Source organism: Mycobacterium sp. NGS50 (assembly GCF_059812545.1).
This window is the reverse complement of sequence record NZ_JCALCW010000023.1, coordinates 14142-36188: the sequence shown is the minus strand read 5'-3', so window position 1 is coordinate 36188 and position 22047 is coordinate 14142. Positions and strand designations below refer to the sequence as shown.

At 68.6% G+C, this 22047-nt stretch carries 19 protein-coding genes; 12 read left to right on the top strand and 7 right to left on the bottom strand.

Annotation, left to right across the window (positions count from 1 at the left end; genetic code table 11):
* Together AC5Y36_RS16810 and AC5Y36_RS16805 are read right to left on the bottom strand one after the other, a co-directional pair.
* Complete coding sequence (locus AC5Y36_RS16810) at nt 1–1590, bottom strand: phospho-sugar mutase (protein WP_500042067.1); 1590 nt, start codon at nt 1588–1590, stop codon at nt 1–3.
* 88 nt (nt 1591–1678) lie between these two features.
* Complete coding sequence (locus AC5Y36_RS16805; RefSeq protein ID WP_500042066.1) at nt 1679–2476, bottom strand: purine-nucleoside phosphorylase; 798 nt, start codon at nt 2474–2476, stop codon at nt 1679–1681.
* Nucleotides 2477–2595: 119 nt separating this feature from the next.
* Here AC5Y36_RS16805 and AC5Y36_RS16800 point away from each other — a divergent pair, with 119 nt between their 5' ends.
* Together AC5Y36_RS16800 and AC5Y36_RS16795 are read left to right on the top strand one after the other, a co-directional pair.
* Entirely contained in the window at nt 2596–3765 is a 1170-nt protein-coding gene (locus tag AC5Y36_RS16800) for a M20 family metallopeptidase (protein ID WP_500042065.1), read from the top strand.
* Nucleotides 3766–3902: 137 nt separating this feature from the next.
* Nucleotides 3903–4787 carry an endonuclease domain-containing protein gene (locus AC5Y36_RS16795; protein WP_500042064.1) on the top strand — a complete coding sequence of 295 codons (885 nt, stop codon included), beginning with the start codon at nt 3903–3905 and terminating at the stop codon, nt 4785–4787.
* A gap of 78 nt (nt 4788–4865) precedes the next feature.
* Here AC5Y36_RS16795 and AC5Y36_RS16790 read toward each other — a convergent pair whose 3' ends face one another.
* Nucleotides 4866–5333: a gamma-glutamylcyclotransferase family protein gene (locus AC5Y36_RS16790; protein WP_500042063.1), complete on the bottom strand. Its 468-nt coding sequence runs from the start codon at nt 5331–5333 to the stop codon at nt 4866–4868.
* 65 nt (nt 5334–5398) lie between these two features.
* Here AC5Y36_RS16790 and AC5Y36_RS16785 point away from each other — a divergent pair, with 65 nt between their 5' ends.
* The 6 genes from AC5Y36_RS16785 (at nt 5399) to AC5Y36_RS16760 (ending at nt 13650) form a co-directional block, all read left to right on the top strand.
* Nucleotides 5399–6814 carry an NAD(P)H-quinone dehydrogenase gene (locus tag AC5Y36_RS16785; protein WP_500042062.1) on the top strand — a complete coding sequence of 472 codons (1416 nt, stop codon included), beginning with the start codon at nt 5399–5401 and terminating at the stop codon, nt 6812–6814.
* A 104-nt stretch (nt 6815–6918) separates the two neighbouring features.
* On the top strand, nt 6919–8655 hold the full coding sequence (locus AC5Y36_RS16780; RefSeq protein WP_500042061.1) for a glycerol-3-phosphate dehydrogenase/oxidase: 1737 nt from the start codon (nt 6919–6921) through the stop codon (nt 8653–8655).
* Nucleotides 8656–8897: 242 nt separating this feature from the next.
* Nucleotides 8898–10628: a hypothetical protein gene (locus tag AC5Y36_RS16775; RefSeq protein ID WP_500042060.1), complete on the top strand. Its 1731-nt coding sequence runs from the start codon at nt 8898–8900 to the stop codon at nt 10626–10628.
* 9 nt (nt 10629–10637) lie between these two features.
* The gene (locus tag AC5Y36_RS16770) at nt 10638–11510 is read left to right on the top strand and encodes a pseudouridine synthase (RefSeq protein WP_500042059.1); all 873 of its coding nucleotides are present in this window, start codon (nt 10638–10640) and stop codon (nt 11508–11510) included.
* 392 nt (nt 11511–11902) lie between these two features.
* On the top strand, nt 11903–12985 hold the full coding sequence (locus AC5Y36_RS16765) for a hypothetical protein (protein ID WP_500042058.1): 1083 nt from the start codon (nt 11903–11905) through the stop codon (nt 12983–12985).
* A 212-nt stretch (nt 12986–13197) separates the two neighbouring features.
* Nucleotides 13198–13650 carry a hypothetical protein gene (locus AC5Y36_RS16760; RefSeq protein ID WP_500042057.1) on the top strand — a complete coding sequence of 151 codons (453 nt, stop codon included), beginning with the start codon at nt 13198–13200 and terminating at the stop codon, nt 13648–13650.
* A gap of 13 nt (nt 13651–13663) precedes the next feature.
* Here AC5Y36_RS16760 and nei2 read toward each other — a convergent pair whose 3' ends face one another.
* Nucleotides 13664–14419, bottom strand: a complete 756-nt coding sequence (gene nei2, locus AC5Y36_RS16755) for an endonuclease VIII Nei2 (protein ID WP_500042056.1) — start codon at nt 14417–14419, stop codon at nt 13664–13666.
* A gap of 21 nt (nt 14420–14440) precedes the next feature.
* Nucleotides 14441–18937 carry an ATP-dependent helicase gene (locus AC5Y36_RS16750; protein WP_500042055.1) on the bottom strand — a complete coding sequence of 1499 codons (4497 nt, stop codon included), beginning with the start codon at nt 18935–18937 and terminating at the stop codon, nt 14441–14443.
* A 62-nt stretch (nt 18938–18999) separates the two neighbouring features.
* Between AC5Y36_RS16750 and AC5Y36_RS16745 the strand changes: the two genes are divergently transcribed.
* The 4 genes from AC5Y36_RS16745 (at nt 19000) to AC5Y36_RS16730 (ending at nt 20462) form a co-directional block, all read left to right on the top strand.
* Nucleotides 19000–19350 carry a hypothetical protein gene (locus AC5Y36_RS16745; RefSeq protein WP_500042054.1) on the top strand — a complete coding sequence of 117 codons (351 nt, stop codon included), beginning with the start codon at nt 19000–19002 and terminating at the stop codon, nt 19348–19350.
* A 147-nt stretch (nt 19351–19497) separates the two neighbouring features.
* Entirely contained in the window at nt 19498–20055 is a 558-nt protein-coding gene (locus AC5Y36_RS16740) for a hemerythrin domain-containing protein (RefSeq protein WP_500042053.1), read from the top strand.
* A gap of 12 nt (nt 20056–20067) precedes the next feature.
* Nucleotides 20068–20310: a hypothetical protein gene (locus AC5Y36_RS16735; protein WP_500042052.1), complete on the top strand. Its 243-nt coding sequence runs from the start codon at nt 20068–20070 to the stop codon at nt 20308–20310.
* Nucleotides 20307–20462, top strand: coding sequence for a DUF6131 family protein (locus AC5Y36_RS16730; protein WP_500042051.1), 156 nt, complete (start codon nt 20307–20309; stop codon nt 20460–20462). Before AC5Y36_RS16735 ends, AC5Y36_RS16730 begins: the two co-directional genes overlap by 4 nt.
* Here AC5Y36_RS16730 and AC5Y36_RS16725 read toward each other — a convergent pair.
* On the bottom strand, nt 20450–20662 hold the full coding sequence (locus AC5Y36_RS16725; RefSeq protein ID WP_500042050.1) for a hypothetical protein: 213 nt from the start codon (nt 20660–20662) through the stop codon (nt 20450–20452). The two genes, AC5Y36_RS16730 and AC5Y36_RS16725, sit on opposite strands and share 13 nt — an antisense overlap.
* Nucleotides 20663–20784: 122 nt before the next feature.
* Nucleotides 20785–22047 carry a 3-oxoacyl-ACP synthase KasB gene (gene kasB / locus AC5Y36_RS16720; RefSeq protein ID WP_500042049.1) on the bottom strand — a complete coding sequence of 421 codons (1263 nt, stop codon included), beginning with the start codon at nt 22045–22047 and terminating at the stop codon, nt 20785–20787.

Here is a 22047-nt window from a genome sequence, read left to right as displayed (position 1 = left end):
CTACCAGCCCGCCACGTCGTTGACCACCGCGTCACGCACCCGGGCGGCGTCGGTACGGGCCGATTCCAGTTCGTCGGCGACCTGTGACCGGATCTCGATGTAGCACTTGAGTTTCGGCTCGGTGCCCGACGGGCGCACCACCACCCGCGCCGATACGCCGCCGTTGCCGCCGGTGAACACCAGCGCATCGGTGCGCGGTTCCAGATCGGTGACGGTCGCCCGAAAGCCGGCCAGCGCGGCCGGCGGGCCGGCCCGCAGCCGGGTCATCATCGTCGCGATCTGATCGGTGTCGGCGAACCGCCGCGACACCGCCGCCACCATGTGCACCCCGTGGCGGCGGGCCAAGGCGTCCAATGCGTCGGGCACCGTGCGGCCCTGACCGCGCAGCGTGGACACCAGGTCGCAGACCAGCACGGCCGCGCTGATGCCGTCTTTGTCGCGCACCGCTTCGGGGTCGACGCAGTGACCGATCGCCTCCTCGTAGGCGTAGATCAGTGTGGCGCCGGGTATGTCCGCGTCGGCGCGTGCCAGCCATTTGAATCCGGTCAGGGTTTCCACGTGGCGGGCGCCGTGCTGCGCGGCGATCGCCGCCAGCATCCGCGAGGAGACCACCGTGGACGCCACCACGCTGTGCTGCGGCGCGTCGGTGTGCGAGAGTAGGTAATCGCCTAGCAGCCAGCCGGTTTCGTCACCGGATAGCATCCGCCAGCCGGTCGGGGTGGGGATCCCGACCGCGCAGCGGTCGGCGTCGGGGTCCAGTGCGATGGCGACGTCGGCGTCGACGTCGGCGGCCAGCGTCAACAAGGCATCGGTGGCGCCGGGCTCTTCGGGGTTCGGGAACCCGACGGTGGGGAAGTCGGGGTCGGGGTCGAACTGCCCGGCCACGACGTGGACATCGCCGAAACCCGCGCGGCGCAACGTCTCGACGGCGACTGCGCCGCCCACCCCGTGCAGCGCAGTCAGTGCGACCCGCACCGACCCCGATCCGCGGCGCAGCCCCGCGGCGCGCTGCTGGTAGCGCTCCACGATGTCACCACCCGCGGTTTGCACGGCCCGCCGCGCGATCTGATCGGCGGGTGGCGCGGCGGCCATCGCGGTTTCGATCTCGGTGTCGGTCGGGGAGATGATCTGCATCCCTGCCTCGAAGTACACCTTGTAGCCGTTGTCGCCGGCCGGGTTGTGCGACGCGGTGATCTGGATACCGGCGACGGCTCCCATCTGCCGCACCGCGAACGCGACCACCGGGGTGGGCAGCGGTTCGGGCAGCAGTAGCGCCGAAAAACCTTCGGCGCCCAGCACTTCCGCCGCGGCCGGGGCGAACTCGGCCGAACCGTGCCGGGCGTCGCGCCCGACGACGACCGTGCCCGCGGCCCCGCGCTGTCTGAGCACCTGCGCCACCGCCCAGGTCGCGCGCAGCACCACCGCGAGATTCATCGCGTCCGGTCCGCCGCGCACCGGGCCGCGCAACCCGGCGGTGCCGAACGTCAATGGACGGGCGAAACGCGCGGACAGCTCGCCGGGACCACAGCCGCGCAGCTCGGCAGCGGTCACCGGGTCGGGATCATGGGCGATCCACTCCTCGGGCGTCACCGATCGACCCGGTCGGCGTTGACTCTGCGCTGACGGCGCGCCGCACTCACACTTTCGGGCCGTAGACGCAGAGTCAACGAGGTGGGCGTCATAGCCTGGCGATGACGTCGGCGAGCAGTGTCCCCATCCGGGCGGCCGACCGGCGACCCGCATCCAGCACTTCGTCGTGGCTGAGCGGCTGCCCGGTGATCCCGGCCGCCGCGTTGGTCACCAATGACACCGCCAGCACCTCGGCGCCGGCCGCACGCGCCGCGATCGTCTCGTGCACGGTGGACATCCCCACCAGGTCCGCGCCCAGCGTGCGCAGCATCCGGATTTCGGCCGGCGTCTCGTAGTGCGGACCCGGCAGGCCGGCGTAGACCCCTTCGGGCAGGCCCGGATCGGCTTCGCGGGCCAGCGCCCGTAGCCGCGGCGCATAGGCGTCGACCAGATCCACGAACTGCGGTCCGACCAGCGGGGAGCGTCCCGTCAAATTGAGGTGGTCGCTGATCAGCACCGGCTGACCGACCGGGAAGTCGTCCCGCAGCCCGCCCGCGGCGTTGGTCAGCACCACGGTGTGCGCGCCGGCCGCCACAGCCGTCCGCACCGGATGCACGACGTGACACAGGTCGTGGCCCTCGTAGGCGTGCACCCGCCCGGCCAGCACCAGGACGCGGTGCGCGCCGATCGGCACCGACAGCACCTGCCGGCCCTGCCCTGCCACAGCCGGCACCGCGAAACCCGGCAGGTCGTCCATGGGCAGCGTCGCGGCGGCGGCTCCCAGGGCGGTCAGCGCGGGCACCCAGCCCGAGCCCAGGACGATCGCGACATCATGTTCGTCGACCCCGGTGCGCTGCGCGACGACCCGCGCCGCCCGCTGCGCCAGTGCGTCGGGTCCGTCGGTCACGAGCCGAGCTTATCCGTTGTCAGCGGCCCCGGCCTGCGGTGAGATACTGCCAGGATGCCCGAGATCACCGTGTCGCAGCGCGCCGATCGCGCGGTGATGTCAGGCCCGGGGAGTCCGGCATGAGCCTCGCCGACATCGCCGAGTCATGGCTGGCCGGCCACTGCGACGATCTGGTCGCCTGGCGGCGCCACCTGCACCGCCATCCCGAACTGAGCCGTCAGGAATTCGCGACCACCCAGTTCATTGCCGAGCGGTTGGCCGACGCCGGCCTCAATCCCAAGGTGCTGCCCGCAGGAACCGGGCTGACCTGCGACTTCGGGCCCGAACATCGGCCCCGGATCGCGCTGCGGGCCGACATCGATGCGCTGCCGATGACCGAGCAGACCGGGGCGCCCTACGCGTCGACGGTGCCGGGCGTGACGCATGCGTGCGGCCACGACGCGCACACCGCGATCCTGATCGGCGCCGCGGTGGCCCTGGCGTCGGTGCCCGACCTGCCGGTGTCGGTGCGGCTGATCTTCCAGGCCGCCGAAGAACTGATGCCAGGCGGCGCGATCGATGCCATCTCCGCCGGGGCGCTCAGTGGTGTGAGCCGCATCTTCGCGTTGCACTGCGACCCGCGGCTGGCGGTCGGCCGGGTCGCCACCACCCTCGGGCCGATCACCTCGGCCGCCGACACCATCGAGATCAGCCTGTCCTCCCCGGGCGGGCACACCTCACGCCCGCACCTGACCTCGGACCTGGTCTACGGGCTGGGCACGCTGATCACCGGGCTACCCGGCGTGCTGTCCCGCCGTATCGACCCGCGCAACAGCACCGTCATGGTGTGGGGCGCGGTCAATGCGGGGGTGGCCGCCAACGCCATCCCGCAGACCGGGGTGCTGGCCGGCACCGTGCGCACCGCCAGCCGCGACACCTGGGTGCAGATGGAGGACATCGTCGCCGAGACGGTCTCGTCGCTGCTGGCGCCGCTGCGCGTCGAGCACACCCTGAACTACCGCCGCGGGGTGCCGCCGGTGGTCAATGAGGAGATCTCCACCCGGGTGCTCACCCACGCGATCGAGGCCGTCGGGCCCGACGTGCTGGCCGAGACGCAGCAGTCCGGCGGCGGCGAGGACTTCTCCTGGTACCTGGAGGAAGTGCCCGGCGCGATGGCCCGCCTCGGCGTGTGGTCGGGCAGCGGACCCCAACTGGACCTGCATCAGCCCACCTTCGACCTGGACGAGCGGGCGCTGGCGGTCGGAGTGCGGGTGATGGTCAACCTCGTCGAGCAGTCCGCCGCGGTCTAGCTCACCCTGGCCGCGAGCGTGCGCAGTTGTACGCCCGCGGCGTCGAAAATTGGCATTCCGCGCACGCTCGCGACGGTTGTCCACAGGGTGGCGGCCAGCTGAACACACGGCCGCGCCGGCGTGCCCAAGATGGCGTTATGGACGAGCGATTGGAGCAGCTGTTCGACGACCAAGGCGGCGTGGTCACGTCCGGTCAGGCTTTGACTTTCCTGCGTCGCCGGGAATTGGAAGCTGCGGTGAAACGCGGTGTACTGCAGAAGATTTGGTATGGCGTATACGGGTGCGGAGGCGTGACCCGCGATCTGCGGCTGCGGGGCCTGGATCTGGCCGCCGGTACGACGGTGGCGGCGTGTCTGGGCACGGCTGCGGCAGCGCATGGCTTCGACACCGAACAACCCGCCATGCTGCATGTGCTCAACCCGGATGGTGGGCAGTTGCGGCCGGTCCCTGGCTTGATGGTGCACCGACGGGAGGGTGCACCACTGGTCCAAGTCGCCGGCCGACCCGTCACGGCCCCGGCATGGACCGCCATCGAGGTGGCACGCGGGCTGCGGCGACCACGCGCGTTGGCCACCCTCGACGCAGCGCTGCGCAGCGGCACCTGCAACCGCCAGCAGCTGGAAACGGCTGTCATCCAGCAGTCCGGCCGGCGCGGCATCGTTGCCGTCCGGGATCTACTGCCGTTGGCCGACCCGCTGGCGGAGTCGCCGATGGAGAGTGAGGCACGGCTGGTCATGATCGATGGCTGCCTACCTCACCCGATACTGCAACTCGAGATCCCTGACGCAACATCACGGGTCTGGCGGGTCGACTTCGCCTGGCCGGAATACCGGCTCGCCGTCGAATATGACGGGCTTGACTGGCACAGCGGCCCGGAGGCGATGGTTTACGACCGTCGTCGCCACGCCGCCCTCCAGGAGGTGGGGTGGGAGGTGCTGGCGGTCATCGCCGACGACGTGCGGCGCCACCCGCAGGAGATGCTCCGCCGGATCGAGGCGCAGCTCGTGCGGCGCGCGGCCTAACTCACGCCCCGCGAGAGTGCGCAGAATGTCAATTTTCGACGCCGCGGGCGTACAACTGCGCACGCTCGCGGCAAAAAGCTAAGGCCCGATGTTGCGGGCCGGTCGGGTGCGCAGGTGGTGTACGTATTCCGCTGGCGCACCAGCGATTTCGGCGGCATCGGCCATCACGCCCAGGTAGCGGGCTGATGGCAGCCCGCCTTCCCAGGCGTCTACCACGTAGAGCCAGGCGAGCACCGGGTCAGTGGTGGTGTCCGACGAGGTCCGCTCGACGCGGCACCGGATCTTCTTGTGGACGCCGAACGCCGATCCCTCCCAGCGGTCCAGGTTGGTCTCATCGGCGGCCGTCATGTCGTAGAGCACGACGAACACCTTGCTGCCGGGATCTTCGACGACGGTGGCCAGTGCACCCTCCCAGCCGATGTCCTCGCCACCGAACGTCAGCCGCCACCCGTGCAGCCAGCCGGTCCCGGCCATCGGAGAGTGCGGCGCCCGCTGCAGCATCTGCTCTGGGTGCATATTCGACCCGTAGGCGGCGTAGAGCGGCACGGTCAAAGCTTAAACGTCACCCGCTTGATGGGCGGGCAACCGGTGCCGCAGGCTAGGTTAGGCGCGTGGTGACCCGCATTCTGATCCTCGGCGGAGGTCCGGCCGGCTATGAGGCGGCCCTGGTGGCGGCGGCGCGCGGCCCGGAGGTCGCCCAGGTCACGCTGGTCGACTCCGACGGCCTCGGCGGCGCCTGCGTGCTGTGGGACTGCGTGCCGTCCAAGACGTTCATCGCCTCCACCGGGGTGCGCACCGAGCTGCGCCGCGCGCCGCATCTCGGATTCGACATCGACGCCGAGGACGCCAAGATCTCGCTGTCACAGATCCACGAGCGGGTTAAGCGGCTGGCCGTCGAGCAGTCGGCCGATATCACCGCGCAGCTGCAGAACATGGGTGTCACGTTGGTCTCCGGGCGCGGCGAGCTGGTCGACGCCACTCCCGGGCTGGCGCACCACCGCATCGAGGTGACCGGCGCCGACGGCACCACCAGCGTGCACGACGCCGACGTGGTGCTGATCGCCACCGGGGCCAGCCCACGGGTGCTGCCCAGCGCGGTACCCGACGGCGAACGCATCTTGACCTGGCGCCAGCTCTACGACCTGGACACGCTTCCCGAGCACCTCATCGTCGTCGGCTCCGGGGTCACCGGCGCCGAGTTCGTCAACGCCTACGTCGAGCTGGGGGTACAGGTCACCGTGGTGGCCAGCCGGGACCGGGTGTTGCCGCATGAGGATTCCGATGCGGCGATGGTGCTGGAGACCTCGTTCGCCGAGCGGGGGGTCACGCTGGTCAAGAACGCCCGCGCCGAATCGGTCACCCGCACCGACACCGGCGTGCTGGTCACGATGGCCGACGGACGCAGCGTGGCGGGCAGCCACGCGCTGATGACGGTCGGGTCGGTGCCGAACACCTCGGGCCTGGGACTGGAGCGGGTCGGGCTGGAGCTGGGACCCGGCAACTACCTGACCGTCGACCGGGTGTCGCGGACATCGGTTCCCGGGATCTATGCGGCCGGCGACTGCACCGGACTGCTGCCGTTGGCCTCGGTCGCCGCCATGCAGGGCCGCATCGCGATGTATCACGCGCTGGGCGAGGCGGTCAGCCCGATCCGGTTGCGCACCGTCGCCGCGGCGGTGTTCACCCGGCCCGAGATCGCGGCGGTCGGGGTGCCGCAGAAGGCGATCGACGACGGCACCGTGCCGGCCCGGACCATCATGCTGCCGCTGCGGACCAACGCCCGGGCCAAGATGTCGGGAATGCGGCACGGCCTGCTCAAACTGTTCTGCCGCCCGGCCACCGGGGTAGTGATCGGCGGGGTGGTGGTCGCCCCGATCGCCTCCGAGCTGATCCTGCCGATCGCCCTGGCCGTGCAGAACCGCATCTCGGTCACCGACCTGGCGCAGACGCTGGCGGTCTACCCGTCGCTGTCGGGTTCGCTGACCGAGGCGGCGCGCCGTTTGATGACCCACGACGACCTGGACTGATCTGACGCCCGCCGTGAGCTGGTTGTGAGATCACGCTCGGCCGCCAGACGGGCTCACGTAGCCTGGGGCGAGCTACTGACGAGTAACCGACAGGAGTTTGTTCCGTGACCGACACACCGGGCGGCAGCGGCGCCGTACTGGGGCCTGCCCAACGTGCGGCGGCCTGGCAGCGACTCGGCACCGAGCAGTTCGACGTCGTGGTGATCGGCGGCGGGGTGGTGGGCGCCGGGTGCGCGCTGGACGCCGCGACCCGCGGACTGAAGGTGGCGCTGATCGAGGCCCGCGATTTCGCCTCGGGAACCTCCAGCCGGTCATCCAAGATGTTCCACGGTGGCCTGCGCTACCTCGAGCAGCTGGAGTTCGGCCTGGTTCGCGAGGCGCTCTACGAGCGCGAACTGTCGCTGACCACGCTGGCGCCGCACCTGGTCAAACCGCTGCCTTTTCTGTACCCGCTGACCAAACGGTGGTGGGAACGCCCCTACGTGGCGTCCGGAATCTTCCTCTACGACCAGCTCGGCGGAGCGAAATCCGTTCCGGCGCAAAAACATCTCACCCGGGCCGGAGCGTTGCGGCTGTGCCCGGGGCTCAAGCGCAGCTCGCTGATCGGCGGAATCCGCTACTACGACACCGTCGTCGACGACGCCCGGCACACCATGACCGTCGCGCGTACCGCCGCGCACTACGGGGCGGTGGTGCGGTCATCCAGCCAGGTGGTGGCGCTGCTGCGTGAAGGCGACCGGGTGACCGGGGTGACGGTTCGCGACTCCGAGGACGGCACCCTGACCGAGGTGCGCGGCCACGTCGTGGTCAACGCGACGGGGGTATGGACCGACGAGATCCAGGCCCTGTCCCGGCAGCGCGGCCGGTTCCAGGTGCGCGCGTCCAAGGGTGTGCACATCGTGGTGCCCCGGGACCGGATCGTCTCCGAGGTGGCGATCATCCTGCGCACCGAGAAGTCGGTGCTGTTCGTCATCCCGTGGGGCACCCACTGGATCATCGGAACCACCGACACCGACTGGAACCTGGATTTGGCCCACCCGGCGGCCACCAAGGCCGACATCGACTACATCCTGGGCCACGTCAACACGGTGCTGGCCACCCCGCTCACGCACGACGACATCGACGGGGTGTACGCCGGGCTGCGTCCGCTGCTGGCCGGGGAGGACGACGACACCTCCAAGCTGTCCCGCGAGCACGCCGTCGCGGTACCCGCGCCGGGCCTGGTGGCGATCGCCGGCGGCAAGTACACCACCTACCGGGTGATGGCCGCGGACGCGATCGACGCCGCGGCGCAGTTCGTTCCGACCCGGGTGGCGCCGTCGATCACCGAAAAAGTGCCGCTGCTGGGTGCCGACGGCTATTTCGCGCTGATCAACCAGACCGAACGGGTCGGCGCGAAGCAGGGGTTGCACCCGTATCGGGTGCGCCACCTGCTGGACCGCTACGGCGCGTTGATCGACGAGGTGCTGGCGATGGCCGACGACGCGCCGGAGTTGCTGACCGCGATCACCGAGGCACCCATCTACCTGAAGGTGGAGGCGTATTACGCCGCGGCGGCCGAGGGTGCGCTGCACCTGGAGGACATCCTGGCCCGCCGGATGCGGATCGCGATCGAATACCCGCACCGCGGAGTGGACTGTGCCCGCGAGGTCGCCGAGGTGGTGGCGCCGGTGCTGGGCTGGACCGCCGAGGACATCGACCGCGAAGTGGCGATCTACATCGCCCGGGTCGAGGCCGAGATCCTGTCGCAGACCCAGCCCGACGACGAGTCGGCCGACGCGCTGCGGGCGGCGGCACCCGAGGCGCGCGCCGAGATACTCGAACCGGTGCCGCTGGACTGAGCCAAAACGGCTCAGTTTTCATTCAGATTGGCTGTCGACCAGGTCCGTTTTGGTCGCCGCGAGTACCCGTTGGCCACGGTCGGCGCGACGCGCGAACCCCCTTTCCGGTGCCCGCGTATCCCGGTTGACCAGCAGGTTAGTTGCCGCATCGGTTGACATGAGACCGGAGTCACAATAGGTTTGTGAATCGCCGGGGGCTATCAGAACTGACACAGAATGCGGGGGGCCGGAAAGGGGCAGCAATGTCGAATCGGTCCGCCACCAGGCCTCGCCGGCACGCCCATCTGCGCACATCGCATCGGATCGGTGCGTTCGCGACCGGCACTGTCGTGGCTGGTGGCGCGCTGTTCGGCGCCGCCCCGGTCGGCGCCTCGCTGGTGCTGCCGTATTCGCAGGCCGACGTTGCTCTGGCCGCCGACAGCGTCGGCGCCGCGTTCTACCAAGACCTCATCCAGGCCGTGCAGTGGGTTGCCGACACCCTTGGCGTGGGCGACGACACCGTGCCGTCGCTGCTGACTCAGCTAGGGCTGGGATCGGTCGACCTGAGCGACATGCTGAGCCTGGTCGGGCTCAACAGCGATACCTCGCTGGGGACGCTGCTGACCGACATCGGGATGCCCGCCGGCAGCACCACGCTGGACACCCTGCTCGGCTACGTGGGAGTACAGGGCAGCACGACGCTGGATGCGCTGCTGAGCGGTATCGGTCTGCCCGGCAGCACCACGCTGGGTTCATTGCTGGGTGATCTCGGGTTGAGCAGCGGCACGAGCCTGGACAGCCTGTTGGCCGAACTGGGTGTGCCCGGGACCACCACGTTGAACACCCTGTTGAGCTATGTGGGCGTCAGCAACAGCACCCAGCTGGGCTCGATCCTGAACGGCATCGGCTTGCCCGGCACCACGCAGTTGTCCACCCTGCTGGGCTACGTGGGCCTGACCGACGCGACGACGCTGACCAGCCTGCTGGGCTCGATCGGGCTTCCGTTGACCACCGATCTGGGCACGTTGTTGGGCTACATCGGGCTCAGCGACGCCACCACCCTGGGCACGCTGCTGGGCTATGTCGGACTGAGCGACAGCACCACGGTGGGCGACCTGCTGCCCCTTATAGGCATGAGTGACGCGACTCCCATTGTGGTTCAAGGCGATTCGTTCCTCAGCGACGTGATTCAGGCGCTGCAATTCTTCGGTGCCCCCTCAACCGTGGGTGGCCTGCTCGACCTGCTAGGGCTGGAGGACAGCAGCACACTCGGCGCGTTGATGAGTGCGTTCAGCGACCCGCTGTGGAGCGTCGTCGGGTTTCCGGTCATACCGTCGTTGGCTGACCTGATGGGACTGCCGGCCCTTAGCGACTCCACGACGCTGGGTTCCTTGCTCGGCCCGGTGGGCGACATGCTGACCGGAACGGAGTGGAGTTCGTCCACCACACTGTCCTCGCTGCTCGACACGTTCACCCTGACCGACGGCACGTCGCTCAGCGACGCGACGGTAGGCGACCTGCTGGGCGGGCTGGGATGGTCCGGCGACACCACCCTCAATGACCTGCTCACCGCCGTCGGGTTATCGGATACCACCTCGGTGGGCGACCTACTCGGGCTGAGCGGACTGGACGGCACCGCCACGCTGGACTCGTTGCTGACCAGCTTCGGGCTGCCCGGCGACACCACGGTCGCCGATCTGCTGGGGTTGAGCGGGCTGACGGACGACACCACGCTGGACTCGCTGCTGAGCGGCTTCGGTCTGGCCGGAGGCACGACGGTTGACGAGCTGCTCACGGACCTGGGTCTGAATGGCGGCGTCTCGTTGAACGACTTGCTGACCGATATGGGTATCCCGGTCACCAACACGCTGGGTGACCTGCTGGACGGCTTCGGTCTCGCCGGCACCACCACGCTGCCCGACCTGTTGACCGACCTGGGCTTCGGCACCCAAACGCTGGACGACCTGTTCGCCTCGCTGCTGGCCATGTTCTAGCCTCCCGGTGTGAAACGCGCTGCCCCGCTGCCGGTTCGCGACGGGCTGGGCCCATCGCGCGTGCGGGTACGCGGTGGTCCGGTGGCCGCCGAACTCGCCGCCCGGTTCGGGCAGCGGGCGGCGGCGAAAGTCGCTGCCGGGGAGGTGGTCTGCGCCAACGGCGCGGTCGTCGACGACAGCATGACGCTGCCGCCCGGGGCGTGCATCTACCTATACCGCGACCCGCCCGAGGAAGTTCCGGTCCCGTTCGACCTCCCGATTCTGTATCGCGACGACAACCTGGTGGTGGTCGACAAACCACACTTCCTGGCCACCATGCCGCGCGGTCGCCACGTCGTGCAGACCGCGCTGGTGCGGCTACGCCGCGACCTGCAGATGTCCGAATTGAGCCCGGCGCACCGGTTGGATCGGTTGACCGCCGGGGTGCTGGTCTTCACCACCCGCCGCGAGATCCGCGGGGCGTATCAGGGATTGTTCGCCCGCGGGGCGGTGCGCAAAACCTACCTGGCCCAGGCTCCTGGCGTCGCGACGGCCCCGTTGCCGACCGTGCTGCGCAGCCGGATCATCAAACGTCGCGGGTGTCTGCAGGCCGTCGAGGAACCCGGCGAGGCCAACGCGGAAACCCTGGTGGAGGCCCTGGGCGATGGCCTCTACCGGTTGACCCCGCGCACCGGGCGCACCCATCAGCTGCGGGTGCACATGGCATCGCTGGGCGTGCCGATCGCCGGGGACCCGCTGTATCCCGACGTCGTGGACGTCGCACCCGACGATTTCAGCGCACCACTGTGCTTGCTGGCGCGCAGTCTGGAGTTCGATGACCCGCTCGCCGGTCGACAGCACCGTTTCGTCAGCGATCGACAGTTTGCTAAGCGACCTGATTAGGGATTCCGCAAGGTCAGCGTTATTTACATATACGCAAACTGATAATAGCGGTCTACTCGGAAATATTTACCGTCTAGTAAATCCCATGTTTGGGAACAGTGTCTCATAGCCGGTTGGGGTCTGGAGCTGCTAGCTGGACCTCACTGTCAGAAACTTCCCAGCTAGATACGCATTGACTTGTGAGGTGGGTGACTATAGTTTCTCACCTTGATGGGGGGCTATTGCTTAACTGAGATTGCTCAGTTCAATCTCAGTTCGACCGAGAGGCGCTCTCCATGTCTACCAAGTCAACAGGGCGGCACCGCCGCCATTCCGGCTCGGGCCAGCTTTGCCAGACTGCTCCGGGTGGTTTCGCCGCGATAGCTGCGGACTCGGAGCGGGCCAGCTTCGCAATGAAAGTCGGTGTGGCGGCGGCCGGCTCCGTGGTCGCCAGCACAGCCCTGATCAGCGGCACGCCGGCGGGCCTGTCGCTGTCGCAGCTGCCGTTTGGCCATGCCGAGCGCAATATCGCGCTGGCCGCGGACAGTGTCCCGACCTACGATCAGAGCCTGGAGGCCCTGCTGCAGGCATTCGGGATCACCAACACGACGACGATCCCCGACCTGATTGCCCAGGACCTGGGCAATCCGACCATGGGTACGTTGCTGGGATATCTGGGTACCGATGCCAGCACGGGTGACGCGTTCGGTGCCGACTCGTCGCTGAGTGATCTGCTGACGGCGATGAATTTCAACTCGATGACATTGGGTCAGATCTTCACCAGCGTGGGCCTGAACCCCGCTGACACGGTCGCTCAGCAGTTGGCCGCGTGGAACCTCGACACCCTTTCGTTGAGCTCAATCCTGGGGATCAGTCAAACTCAGACGCTGGGCGGGCTGATCGACCAGTTCGGTCTGGGCGCGACATCGGTGGACACCATGCTGGGGTGGGTCGGCCTCAACGGCCAAACCGACACCGTGCAGCAGATCGCAGACGAACTCGGGCTGGGGTCATACACCGGACTCCTGTGCGGCCCCGTACCGTTGATTTGTACGGGCCTCGACGGGGTGACGCCCACTTCGACGCTCGACCAGGCGCTCAGTTCGTGGCTAGGTATCGGTGGTTCGCAGGACCTCGACACGATCTTGAAGGATCTGCCGCTTGCCGGTGGTGGAACGCTGTACAGCGAGAACTTCTTCCAGCTGTTGGGCCTACAGCCCGACGAGACGCTGGGCGGGCTGATCGAGGGAATTCAGGTCGGCGGCTCCTCGCTTGGCAGCGAGAGCATCTCGGACATCCTGACGTCGCTGGGTCTGGACCCGGCAGCCGGTTTGGGCACGTTCATCGACGGGCTGCAGGTCGGTGGCGCGGATCTGGGCTCCCAGACACTGGGTGAGCTGCTGGGCGGCGTGACCGACGCCACCACACTGGCGAATTTCCTGGGCAGTGACCTGGGACTCGACATGACGATCTGGAGCCTGCTGGGCCTGAGCTAAACCACGGGCGCTGGGTTCGCGGCACCCGACGGCACATCGGTCATAGGTGGGTATGACCGATGTGCCGCAGGGCTTTCGCCCTGTGCGCAGGCCGAAATCAAATCCTGTCGTTTCCGATTCGTCGCAGGTCAGAACTCCTGCGCCGTCGCGGTGTTTCGCCGGACCACGGCCCGGGGTACACGTGGAAGGAGGCGACACGGAGGTGAAACGCGATGAAATCGCAATCCAGGATGGCGATCGCTGTGTTCGGTGGCGCAGCCGCGCTGACGCTGGCTGTCGGCTGCGGCAACAGCAGTGAAAACGCGCCGACTTCGACGAGCACAACCACGACGACCACCACGACGACGACCGCCACCACGACACCGCCGCTGGAACCGACCCGCAGCGGTGAACCCGGCACCCCCGGTGAACCCGGTGGCGGTGGCCAGGTCCCCGGCGGTCCGACCGGTGGCGGCGGGCCTGGCGGTGGTGGTGGCCAGATTCCGGGCGGCCCCACCGGTGGGGGTGGCCCCGGCGGTGGCGGCGGCCAGATTCCCGGCGGTCCGACCGGTGGCGGCGGGCCTGGCGGTGGCGGCGGCCAGATTCCCGGCGGCCCGACCGGCTGGGGTGGTCCCGGCGGCGGTGGCGGCTGCGTTCCGGGCGTCGGCTGCGGCGGCTGGCCGTGATCCGGCAGGCCGGCTAGCGCTGGCAGGCCGGGCACCAGAAGCTGATCCGGTCTCTGCCGCCGCCGCTGTCGTGCTCGATCGGAGTGCGGCAGCGGCGGCAGCCGAGTCCGGCGCGTCCATATACCCACAGCTGACGGCCCGGCCGGGTGTCGCCGGTCGTGGTGCGATTCCACCGTGACCGGTTGGCCCGCAGCATCTCCCGGGCGCGGTTGGCCAGCCGCAGCGGATCACGTACATCTCCGACCGGCGCCGACGGCCGATGCCCGGTGACGAAACACAATTCGTTGGCGTACACATTGCCGATACCGGCCATCACGCGCTGGTCGAGCAGCGCTGTCGTCAACGGCCTTTCCGGATCCGCGGTCAAGTTGAGCACCGCGACGTCCGGATTCCACACGTCACCGAGTAGATCGGGTCCCAGGTGTGCGACGGCCGTCATGTCCTGCTCACGTTCTAGGACCTCCAGGGTTCCCAGGTCGGCCCCGATGGCGCGGACGGGGCCGGCCTCCAGGATGATTCGCGCGCGGTAGTCGGGTGGGCGGCGATCCACCCGGAAGCTGCCTTCCATCTTCAGGTGCGCATGGATGCTCGCCGGGCCGACCCGGATGAACAGGTGCTTGCCGTAGCTGAGCACCTCCTCGACCCGATGCCCGGACAGATCGACGGTGGCATAGCGCGGCACTCGGATATCGCAGCGGGTCAACGCCTTGCCGCCCAGCGCTTCGCGCAGTACGGCGGCGGTATGCCAGACGGTATCGCCTTCGGGCATATCACTTTCCTCGAAGGCGGGTCATGGGCGCAGCCGCAATCCGCGTGGTGTGCGGGAGAACCCGGCATCGGCCAATGCCGTGAGCACCGAGGCGTCCCGCAGTTGCAGGACCGGATCGCCGTCGACCCGTTCGATCAGCAGTGAATCGACCCGGCGGGCCGCAACCAGCTCCGCCAGTGCTGTTGCAGCGGCGGTCAACACCTCGACGTCGTCGGTGAAGCTCAGCAGCGACCGGCCGCCGCGTTCGAGGAACCAGACCAGCTCACCGTCGACCAGAACCACCAGCGCGCCGGCCTTGCGGCCGGGCCGCGCCGTCCCGTCGCGTGCCGGCCAGGGCAGCGCCGCCCCGTACGGATTAGCCGGGTCGGCGGCGGCCAGCACCACCGCTCGATAGTCGGGACGGTGCGGGTCGATTCCGTCGAGGTAGCCGCGTAACCGGTCCACCGTCGACGCCGCGGCGAACTGGGCTCCGCCCAGCGATTCCACGAAATACCCGCGTTGGCAGCGGCCGGCGTCCTCGAACGCGGTCAACACCTTGTAGAGGCGGGCGAATCCGCCCGAGACTCCTTCGGCGGCCACTGCGCCCTTGGTGAGTACCCCGTGCCGGTGCAACAACAGCTCGGCCTGGTGATGGGCGCGCAGGGTGGAATCCGGCTCCGGGGCGGCCAACGCCGACCAGCGGCCGGCCACCGTCGGGTCGGCGTTCCGGGTCGCACCGTGCGCGACGCTGTAGCGGCTGAGCCGGGGTGCGCGCCGGGTCCGATGCGCGGGTGTCGACCGCTTGCCGCCACCGGTGAGTAGGGCGCGTACCGGCGCAAAGGTGTCACCGGTCACCCAACCCGCCCAGATCAGCTCCCACAGAGCGGCTTTGAGCTCGGAATCGCCGATCCCGTCACCCAGCTGGCGGAAGAAGTACGCACCACCGCCGCCCAGCGCATCCAGGATCGCGCGGTGCGCGGCGCTGAAGTCCAGGGGTGTGGCGGGGCAGAGCGTCAACGGCGCCGAATCCGCGGCATGAAAGGTGATCCAGCCGTCGGCTCCGGAGATTGCGCCGCTGCCCGACCACAGCACCTCCCCGGAGGCCAGCAGCTCGTCGAGCAGCGCGGGGGAGTAATCGCGCACCCGCGGCGCCAACACCAGTGACTCCACCGCCGACGCGGGCAACGGCACCCCGGCCAGCTGGTCCAGGACGGCGGCCAGCGAGTCGAGGCCGGGCCCGCCGCCGAGCTGCTGCCATGCCGGCAGGAATCGGGCGTAGGCGGCGGTGGAGACCGGCTCGATCTGCGCGCGCAGCGCAGCCAACGACCGTCGGCGCAGAATCCGTAACACCTCGGCGTCGCACCACTGGTCGCCTCCGTCGGCCCGTTCGACGAACTCGCCGCGCATCAGTCGTCCGTCGGCCGCGAGCCGGCCCAATACATCTGCGGTCACCCGCAGGCCCAGACCGAATCGGGCGGCGGCGTCGGCGGTGGTGAACGGGCCGCGGGTCCGCGCGTAGCGTCCCAGCAGCTCACCGAGCGGGTCCGAGACCGGCTCGGTGAATCCGGCCGGCACACCGACCGGCACCGCCACCCCGACACCGTCGCGCAGTCGGCCGATGTCCTCGATCGCCACCCACCAGCGCTGCTCGGCGAACGACACCGACAACACGCGTTTGGCGGCTAGCAGTCCCTCCAGCCATCCGGTGACCGATGTCGCGCCCCCAGCCCGTTCGACGATCTCGTCGGCGGTCAGCGGACCCAGCAGCCGCAGTAGATCGGCGACGGCCTCCGCGTCACGTGCGGCCCGTTCGGGGGTCAGGTGCTGCAGTTGGCGTGCGGTGGCGGCGATCACCGCCGGGTCGAGCAACTCGCGCAGCTCCACCCGGCCCAACAGCTCCGCCAACAGGGACGGATCCAGTGACAGCGCCGCGGCGCGGCGCTCGGCCAGCGGGCTGTCGCCTTCGTACATGAACGCCCCGACGTAGCCGAACAGCAGCGACGCGGCGAACGGGGACGGGTTGGCGGTCTCGACCTCCACCACCCGCACGCGGCGCTGCGCGATCCGTGACATCAGCGCGGTCAACGCCGGAACGTCGTAGACGTCCTGAAGGCATTCCCGCACCGTCTCCAACACGATCGGGAAGTCGGGGTACTTGCGGGCCACGTCGAGTAGCTGGGCGGCGCGTTGACGCTGCTGCCACAGCGGGGACCGCCGGCCGGGCTGTCGGCGCGGCAACAGCAATGCGCGGGCCGCGCATTCCCGGAACCGGGACGCGAACAACGCTGAGCCCCCCACCTCGGCGGTGACGATCGGGTCGACCTCGTCGGCATCGAAGACGAAGAGATCTGCGCCGGGCGGCCTGGCGGTTTCATCGGAGAGCGTGTCGGGTAGCCGCACCACGATGCCGTCGTCGGAGGCGGTCGGTTTCTCGTCGATGCCGTAGCGTTCGGCCAGCCGTCGTCCCACCGCCAACGCCAGCGGGCCGTGCACCCGCAACCCGTACGGCGAGTGCAGCACCACCCGCCAGTCGCCGAGCTCGTCGCGGAACCGTTCCACCAGCAACGCGGCATCGGTGGGCACTAGTGTGGTGGCGGTCCGCTGATCGTCCAGCAACCGCCACAGATTCTCGGTGGCGTAGTCGTCGAAACCCAAACCCGCGCAACGGGAATCGAACTCGGGTCGGTCGAGGGCGGCCATCTCGCCGGTGAACGCCCCGACCGCGGCGCCCAACTCGGCGGGTCGTCCGACGTTGTCGCCACGCCAGAACGGCAATCGACCCGGTTGACCCGGCGCGGGCACCACCAGCACCCGGTCATGGGTGATCTCGGTGATCCGCCAGCTGGTGGCACCCAATGCGATGACATCTCCCGGCCGCGATTCGTAGACCATCTCCTCGTCGAGTTCGCCTACCCGGGACGGCTTTTCCGACGCCAGGTAGACCGCGAACAGGCCACGGTCGGGGATCGTGCCGCCCGAGGTGACCGCCAGCCGCTGCGCGCCCGGGCGCCCGGTCAACGTGCCGGCATCCCGGTCGTAGACCAGCCGTGGCCGCAGCTCGGCGAAGTCGATCGACGGATACTTGCCGGACAGTAGATCCAGCGTCGCCTCAAACGCGCTGCGCGGCAACGCGGCGAACGGTGCGGCCCGCCGGACCGTATCGAACCAGATGTCAGCGTCCAGTGGTTCCAGCGCCGCGGCAGCGACGGTGTGTTGGGCCAGGATATCCAGTGGGTTGGTGGGGACCCGTAGCGCTTCGATCTGCCCGGCCGGCATACGCTCGGCGGCCACCGCACAGCCGATCAGATCGGTGCGGTGTTTGGGAATCAGTACGCCGCGGGATATTTCGCCGACCTGATGGCCGGCGCGCCCGATGCGCTGCAGGCCGCTGGCCACTGACGGCGGGGCTTCGATCTGGATCACCAGATCGACCGCGCCCATGTCGATGCCCAGTTCCAGGCTGGACGTGGCGACCACCGCCTTGAGCCGCCCGGACTTGAGATCCTCCTCGACCGCGGCGCGGGTCTCCTTGGACACCGAGCCGTGATGGGCTCGGGCCAGCGGGGCCGGTGCCCCGTAGCTTTGGCCACTGCCCAGCAGCTGTGCCGGCGCCCCGCCGGCCACCTGCGGGTTGGGTGCGGCGTCGAGGTCGATTCCGCAGCGCACGGCGTGAATCTCGTTGAGCCGCGCGGTGAGCCGCTCGGCCAGCCGTCGCGAGTTGGCAAACACGATCGAGGAGGTGTGCGCCTCGATCAGATCGACGATCCGCGTCTCGACCTCCGGCCAGACGGTATTGCCGTCCGGGTTGGCCATGTCCGGCACCGGCACCTGCACCGTCAACTCGAACGTCTTGGCCGCCGTGGGAGCCACGATGCTCGTCGGGGCCTGTCCGCCCAGAAACCGGGCAACTTCCTCGGCCGGTCGCACGGTCGCCGAAAGCCCGATGCGTTGCGCCGGCCGCGGCAACATCGCATCGAGTCGCTCCAGCGACAACGCCAGGTGAGCACCGCGTTTGGTGCCGGCCACCGCGTGCACCTCGTCGACGATCACCGTCTGCACATCGGTCAGGGCGTCGCGGGCCGCCGAGGTCAGCATCAAGAACAGCGATTCGGGGGTGGTGATCAGGATGTCGGGTGGACGGGTGAGCAGGGCGCGGCGTCCGGCCGGTGAGGTGTCACCGGAGCGGACACCGACCCGGATCTGCGGCGCTGTCAGACCGCGTCGCTCGGCGGTGCGCGCGATGCCGGTCAGCGGGGTACGCAGGTTGCGCTCGACGTCGACGGCCAGCGCCTTGAGTGGAGAGATGTACAACACCCGGGTGCCGGTGCCCGGCTCGGCTGCCAGCCGATCGATCGCCCACAGGAACGCCGCCAGGGTCTTACCCGATCCGGTCGGGGCGATCACCAGCGTGTGGTGTGCGTCGGCAATGGCGGCCCAGGCCTGGGCCTGTGCGGCGGTGGGCGCGGGGAAGGCACCGGTGAACCAGTCCCGGGTCAGTTCGCCGAACCGGGCCAGCGGGTCAGGGGGCGGGGAGGCCACGTAGCCATCCTGGCATCGTTCGCAGTGGTTTCCCACCGCACGACGGCGGGTAGCCGACTTTCGTGACATCCCCACCTGATACCGCACCGGCCAAACAACACCAGCGACCGACCCGCACGATCGTCAACTGGGTACTGGCCCTGTTGACCGCGCCGGCGGCCGCGCTGGTCATGGTGGTCGGTCTCGGTGCGGTGATGAGCACCGCGGCCTGCAGCACCGCCGAATGTCCGAACATGGGGCCCAGCGGGGTCATGTTCACGGTGATGTACTACGGGGCGGCGGTGGTGTCCGGGGCGACGATTCTGCTGTCGTTTGTGACCGCGTCGCGCCGGCGCGGGATCATCGTCCCGGCATGCGGATGGGCGCTGTTGCTCGTTGACGTGGTAGCGATAACCCTGTCGTTCAACACTTAAGCCGCCAAGTGCCCGACGGCGTTTCTTGGGGCGTTATCGCGGAAGCGCCTGCGTAACACGTTTGACCAGGCCCCCGGACGGGTAGCTCACATCTACCACCGCACAACGGCGGCCGAGCAAGGCACCGAGAAGGGCAGGCAGCACCTCATGGCAGACACGTCGGTCAAATCGCCCCACGATGTAGTCGATTTCCTCATCGGTCAGCACGAGCAGATCAAGTGGCTGTTCGACGAGACGTTGTCGACGTCGGGTCGCGAGCGCGAGGAAGCCTTCGTACGGCTTCGGCGACTGCTGGCCGTGCATGAGACCGCCGAGGAGGAGATCGTGCACCCGCGGGCCCGACATGAGTTCGCCAACGGCAGCGACGTGGTGAAGCACCGACTGGACGAAGAACACGAAGCCAAGACGGTGCTATCGCAATTGGAGGATCTCGATATCGACTCCGAGGCCTTCAGTCAGCAACTCGGCGAACTGCGCGAGGCGGTCCTGGATCATGCCGAACACGAAGAGCGAGAAGAGTTTGCCAAGCTGCGCGAAGAATTGACCAGCGACGAGCTGGAACGGATGACGCGCACGGTCAAGCTCGCCGAGTCCGTTGCCCCCACCAGGCCGCACGCCGGCGTGGAATCCCGGATGGCCAATGTCATCGCCGGGCCCTTCGCCGCCATGATGGACCGGGCACGCGATGCGATCCTGGGTTACTGATCGGAGAGACCGATGCGACTCGGTGGATATCTGGGCGTGATCGTCCTGGTGTGGCTGCTGATCGGGGTGCTGGCCACCTGGCAGCGCGGGTACCTGCAGCGCAGCGATACCAGTTGTGCGTCGTCGGGAACCGTTGCGCTCACGGTGATAGCCGGCCCGCTCAACTATGCCGGTGTCAACCCGAGAGTCGTCGATTGTCATCTACCCGAACCGAGTTCGATGCCGCACCTGGAAGAATGGATGGAGTTGTCATGATCGCGTTGGGAATCATCCTGATGATCTTGGGATTTGTGTTCACGATCCCGGTGTTGTGGACGATCGGCATCATTCTGCTGGTCATTGGCGCCATATTCTGGGTTCTGGGATCCGTCGGTCGGCCAGTCGCCGGCCGACGTTACTGGTACTGAATTCGGTCTGCGGTGAACCACACCGCGTACCGCGGTACCGCCGGGATTCCGTCTGCGGGCTGTTCATCGGTGCGCACCAACGCCGCTCCCGACGGTATCCCGAACTCGGCCAACATGTCCGGGTCAGGAGCGGTCGCGCCAACAACATCGGCAAGCGCGGCGTGATTCCCCACCACATCTTCGCGGTACCCGGCTGACATGCAGGAAGGGGGCGATCTGGGTGACCGTATGCGCGACGAGGCGCCGCCAGCTATCGCGGCGACACCCCCCGACCGCTCGCCGGGCATCTGGCAGTTCTGGTCACGTATGGGGCCCGCGTTGGTCAGTACCGTCCGAACGCCAACGCCACGTTGTGGCCGCCGAAGCCGAACGAGTTGCTGATCGCGTAGCGGAAGTCGCCGGCCCGCGGCTCCCCGGCCACCACGTCCAGATCGATCTCCGGGTCCGGGGTGTGCAGGTTCAAGGTTGGCGGGATGACACCGTCACGCAGCGCCAACACCGTCAGAATCGCCTCGACCGCCCCCACCGCACCGACGGAATGACCGAGCGCGGACTTGGGTGCATACACCGCCGGCTGGTGGGCGCCCATCGCCCTGCGGATCGCCTGGGCTTCGGCCAGGTCGCCGATGTGGGTGCCGGTGGCGTGCGCGTTGACGTGGTCGATGTCGGTCGCGGTCAGCCCGGCAAGCTCGGTGGCTCGGGTCATGGCGTACCCCGCCCGTTCACCCTCCGGGTCCGGCGCCACGATGTGGTAGCCGTCGGAGGTGATGCTGGCCCCCATCAGCCGCCCGAGAATGGTGGCCCCGCGGGCCTTGGCGTGCTCCTCGGTCTCGATGACCATCAACGCGCCCGCCTCGCCGAAGACGAACCCGTTGCGGTCCTTGTCGAACGGCCGGCACGCACCGGCCGGGTCATCGTTGTTGGTCGACAAGACGATGCGCATCGCGGCGAACCCTGCGATGGGCACGGCCTCGATCTGGGTCTCGACGCCGCCGCAGATCGCGATGTCGGCCTCGTCGTAGACAATGTCGCGCCACGCCTGGGCGATTGCTTCCGCCCCGGACGCACACGCCGAGATCGGGGTGAGTACACCGGCTTTGGCCGCGCGCTCCAAGCCGACCGCGGCAGCGGCCGCATTGGGCATGTATTTCTGGACCCCCAGCGGCGATACCGCGCGCATGCCGCGCTCCACCATGCCCTGGTAGCCGAAAACCAGTTCCTCCGCCGAACCCAGACCGGTGCCGATCGCCACCATCAGCCGCCTGGTGTCCACCTCTGGTGACCCGGCGTTCTGCCAGACCCGCCGGCCCAGCACGGTGGACATCTTCTGCAGATACGACAGCCGGCGCAGCTCGACGCGGGTCAGCTCGTGGTCGAAATCTTCGAGCAGATGGCCGCCGATACGCACCGGCAGGTCGAACCGTTCGACGAACGGGTCTTCGAGCCTGCGGATCCCGCTTTGACCATCCAGCAGCTTCTTCCAGGTGTCATCCACACTGGTCGCCAGCGCCGTCGTCATCGCCACGCCCGTGACGACCACATTGGGGAAGCCGTTTCCTGTAGAGAACCGAGTGAACCGAGTCAT

What these genes read in the sequence shown, in the direction of transcription:
- AC5Y36_RS16800 (WP_500042065.1), top strand. Translation starts at nt 2,596, where the DNA reads ATGAGCCTCGCCGACATCGCCGAGTCATGGCTGGCCGGCCACTGCGAC.
- AC5Y36_RS16730 (WP_500042051.1), top strand. Translation starts at nt 20,307, where the DNA reads ATGATCGCGTTGGGAATCATCCTGATGATCTTGGGATTTGTGTTCACG.
- AC5Y36_RS16740 (WP_500042053.1), top strand. Translation starts at nt 19,498, where the DNA reads ATGGCAGACACGTCGGTCAAATCGCCCCACGATGTAGTCGATTTCCTC.
- AC5Y36_RS16760 (WP_500042057.1), top strand. Translation starts at nt 13,198, where the DNA reads ATGAAATCGCAATCCAGGATGGCGATCGCTGTGTTCGGTGGCGCAGCC.
- AC5Y36_RS16735 (WP_500042052.1), top strand. Translation starts at nt 20,068, where the DNA reads ATGCGACTCGGTGGATATCTGGGCGTGATCGTCCTGGTGTGGCTGCTG.
- AC5Y36_RS16765 (WP_500042058.1), top strand. Translation starts at nt 11,903, where the DNA reads ATGAAAGTCGGTGTGGCGGCGGCCGGCTCCGTGGTCGCCAGCACAGCC.
- AC5Y36_RS16795 (WP_500042064.1), top strand. Translation starts at nt 3,903, where the DNA reads ATGGACGAGCGATTGGAGCAGCTGTTCGACGACCAAGGCGGCGTGGTC.
- AC5Y36_RS16725 (WP_500042050.1), bottom strand. Translation starts at nt 20,662, where the DNA reads ATGTCAGCCGGGTACCGCGAAGATGTGGTGGGGAATCACGCCGCGCTT.
- nei2 (WP_500042056.1), bottom strand. Translation starts at nt 14,419, where the DNA reads ATGCCCGAAGGCGATACCGTCTGGCATACCGCCGCCGTACTGCGCGAA.
- AC5Y36_RS16775 (WP_500042060.1), top strand. Translation starts at nt 8,898, where the DNA reads ATGTCGAATCGGTCCGCCACCAGGCCTCGCCGGCACGCCCATCTGCGC.
- kasB (WP_500042049.1), bottom strand. Translation starts at nt 22,047, where the DNA reads ATGACTCGGTTCACTCGGTTCTCTACAGGAAACGGCTTCCCCAATGTG.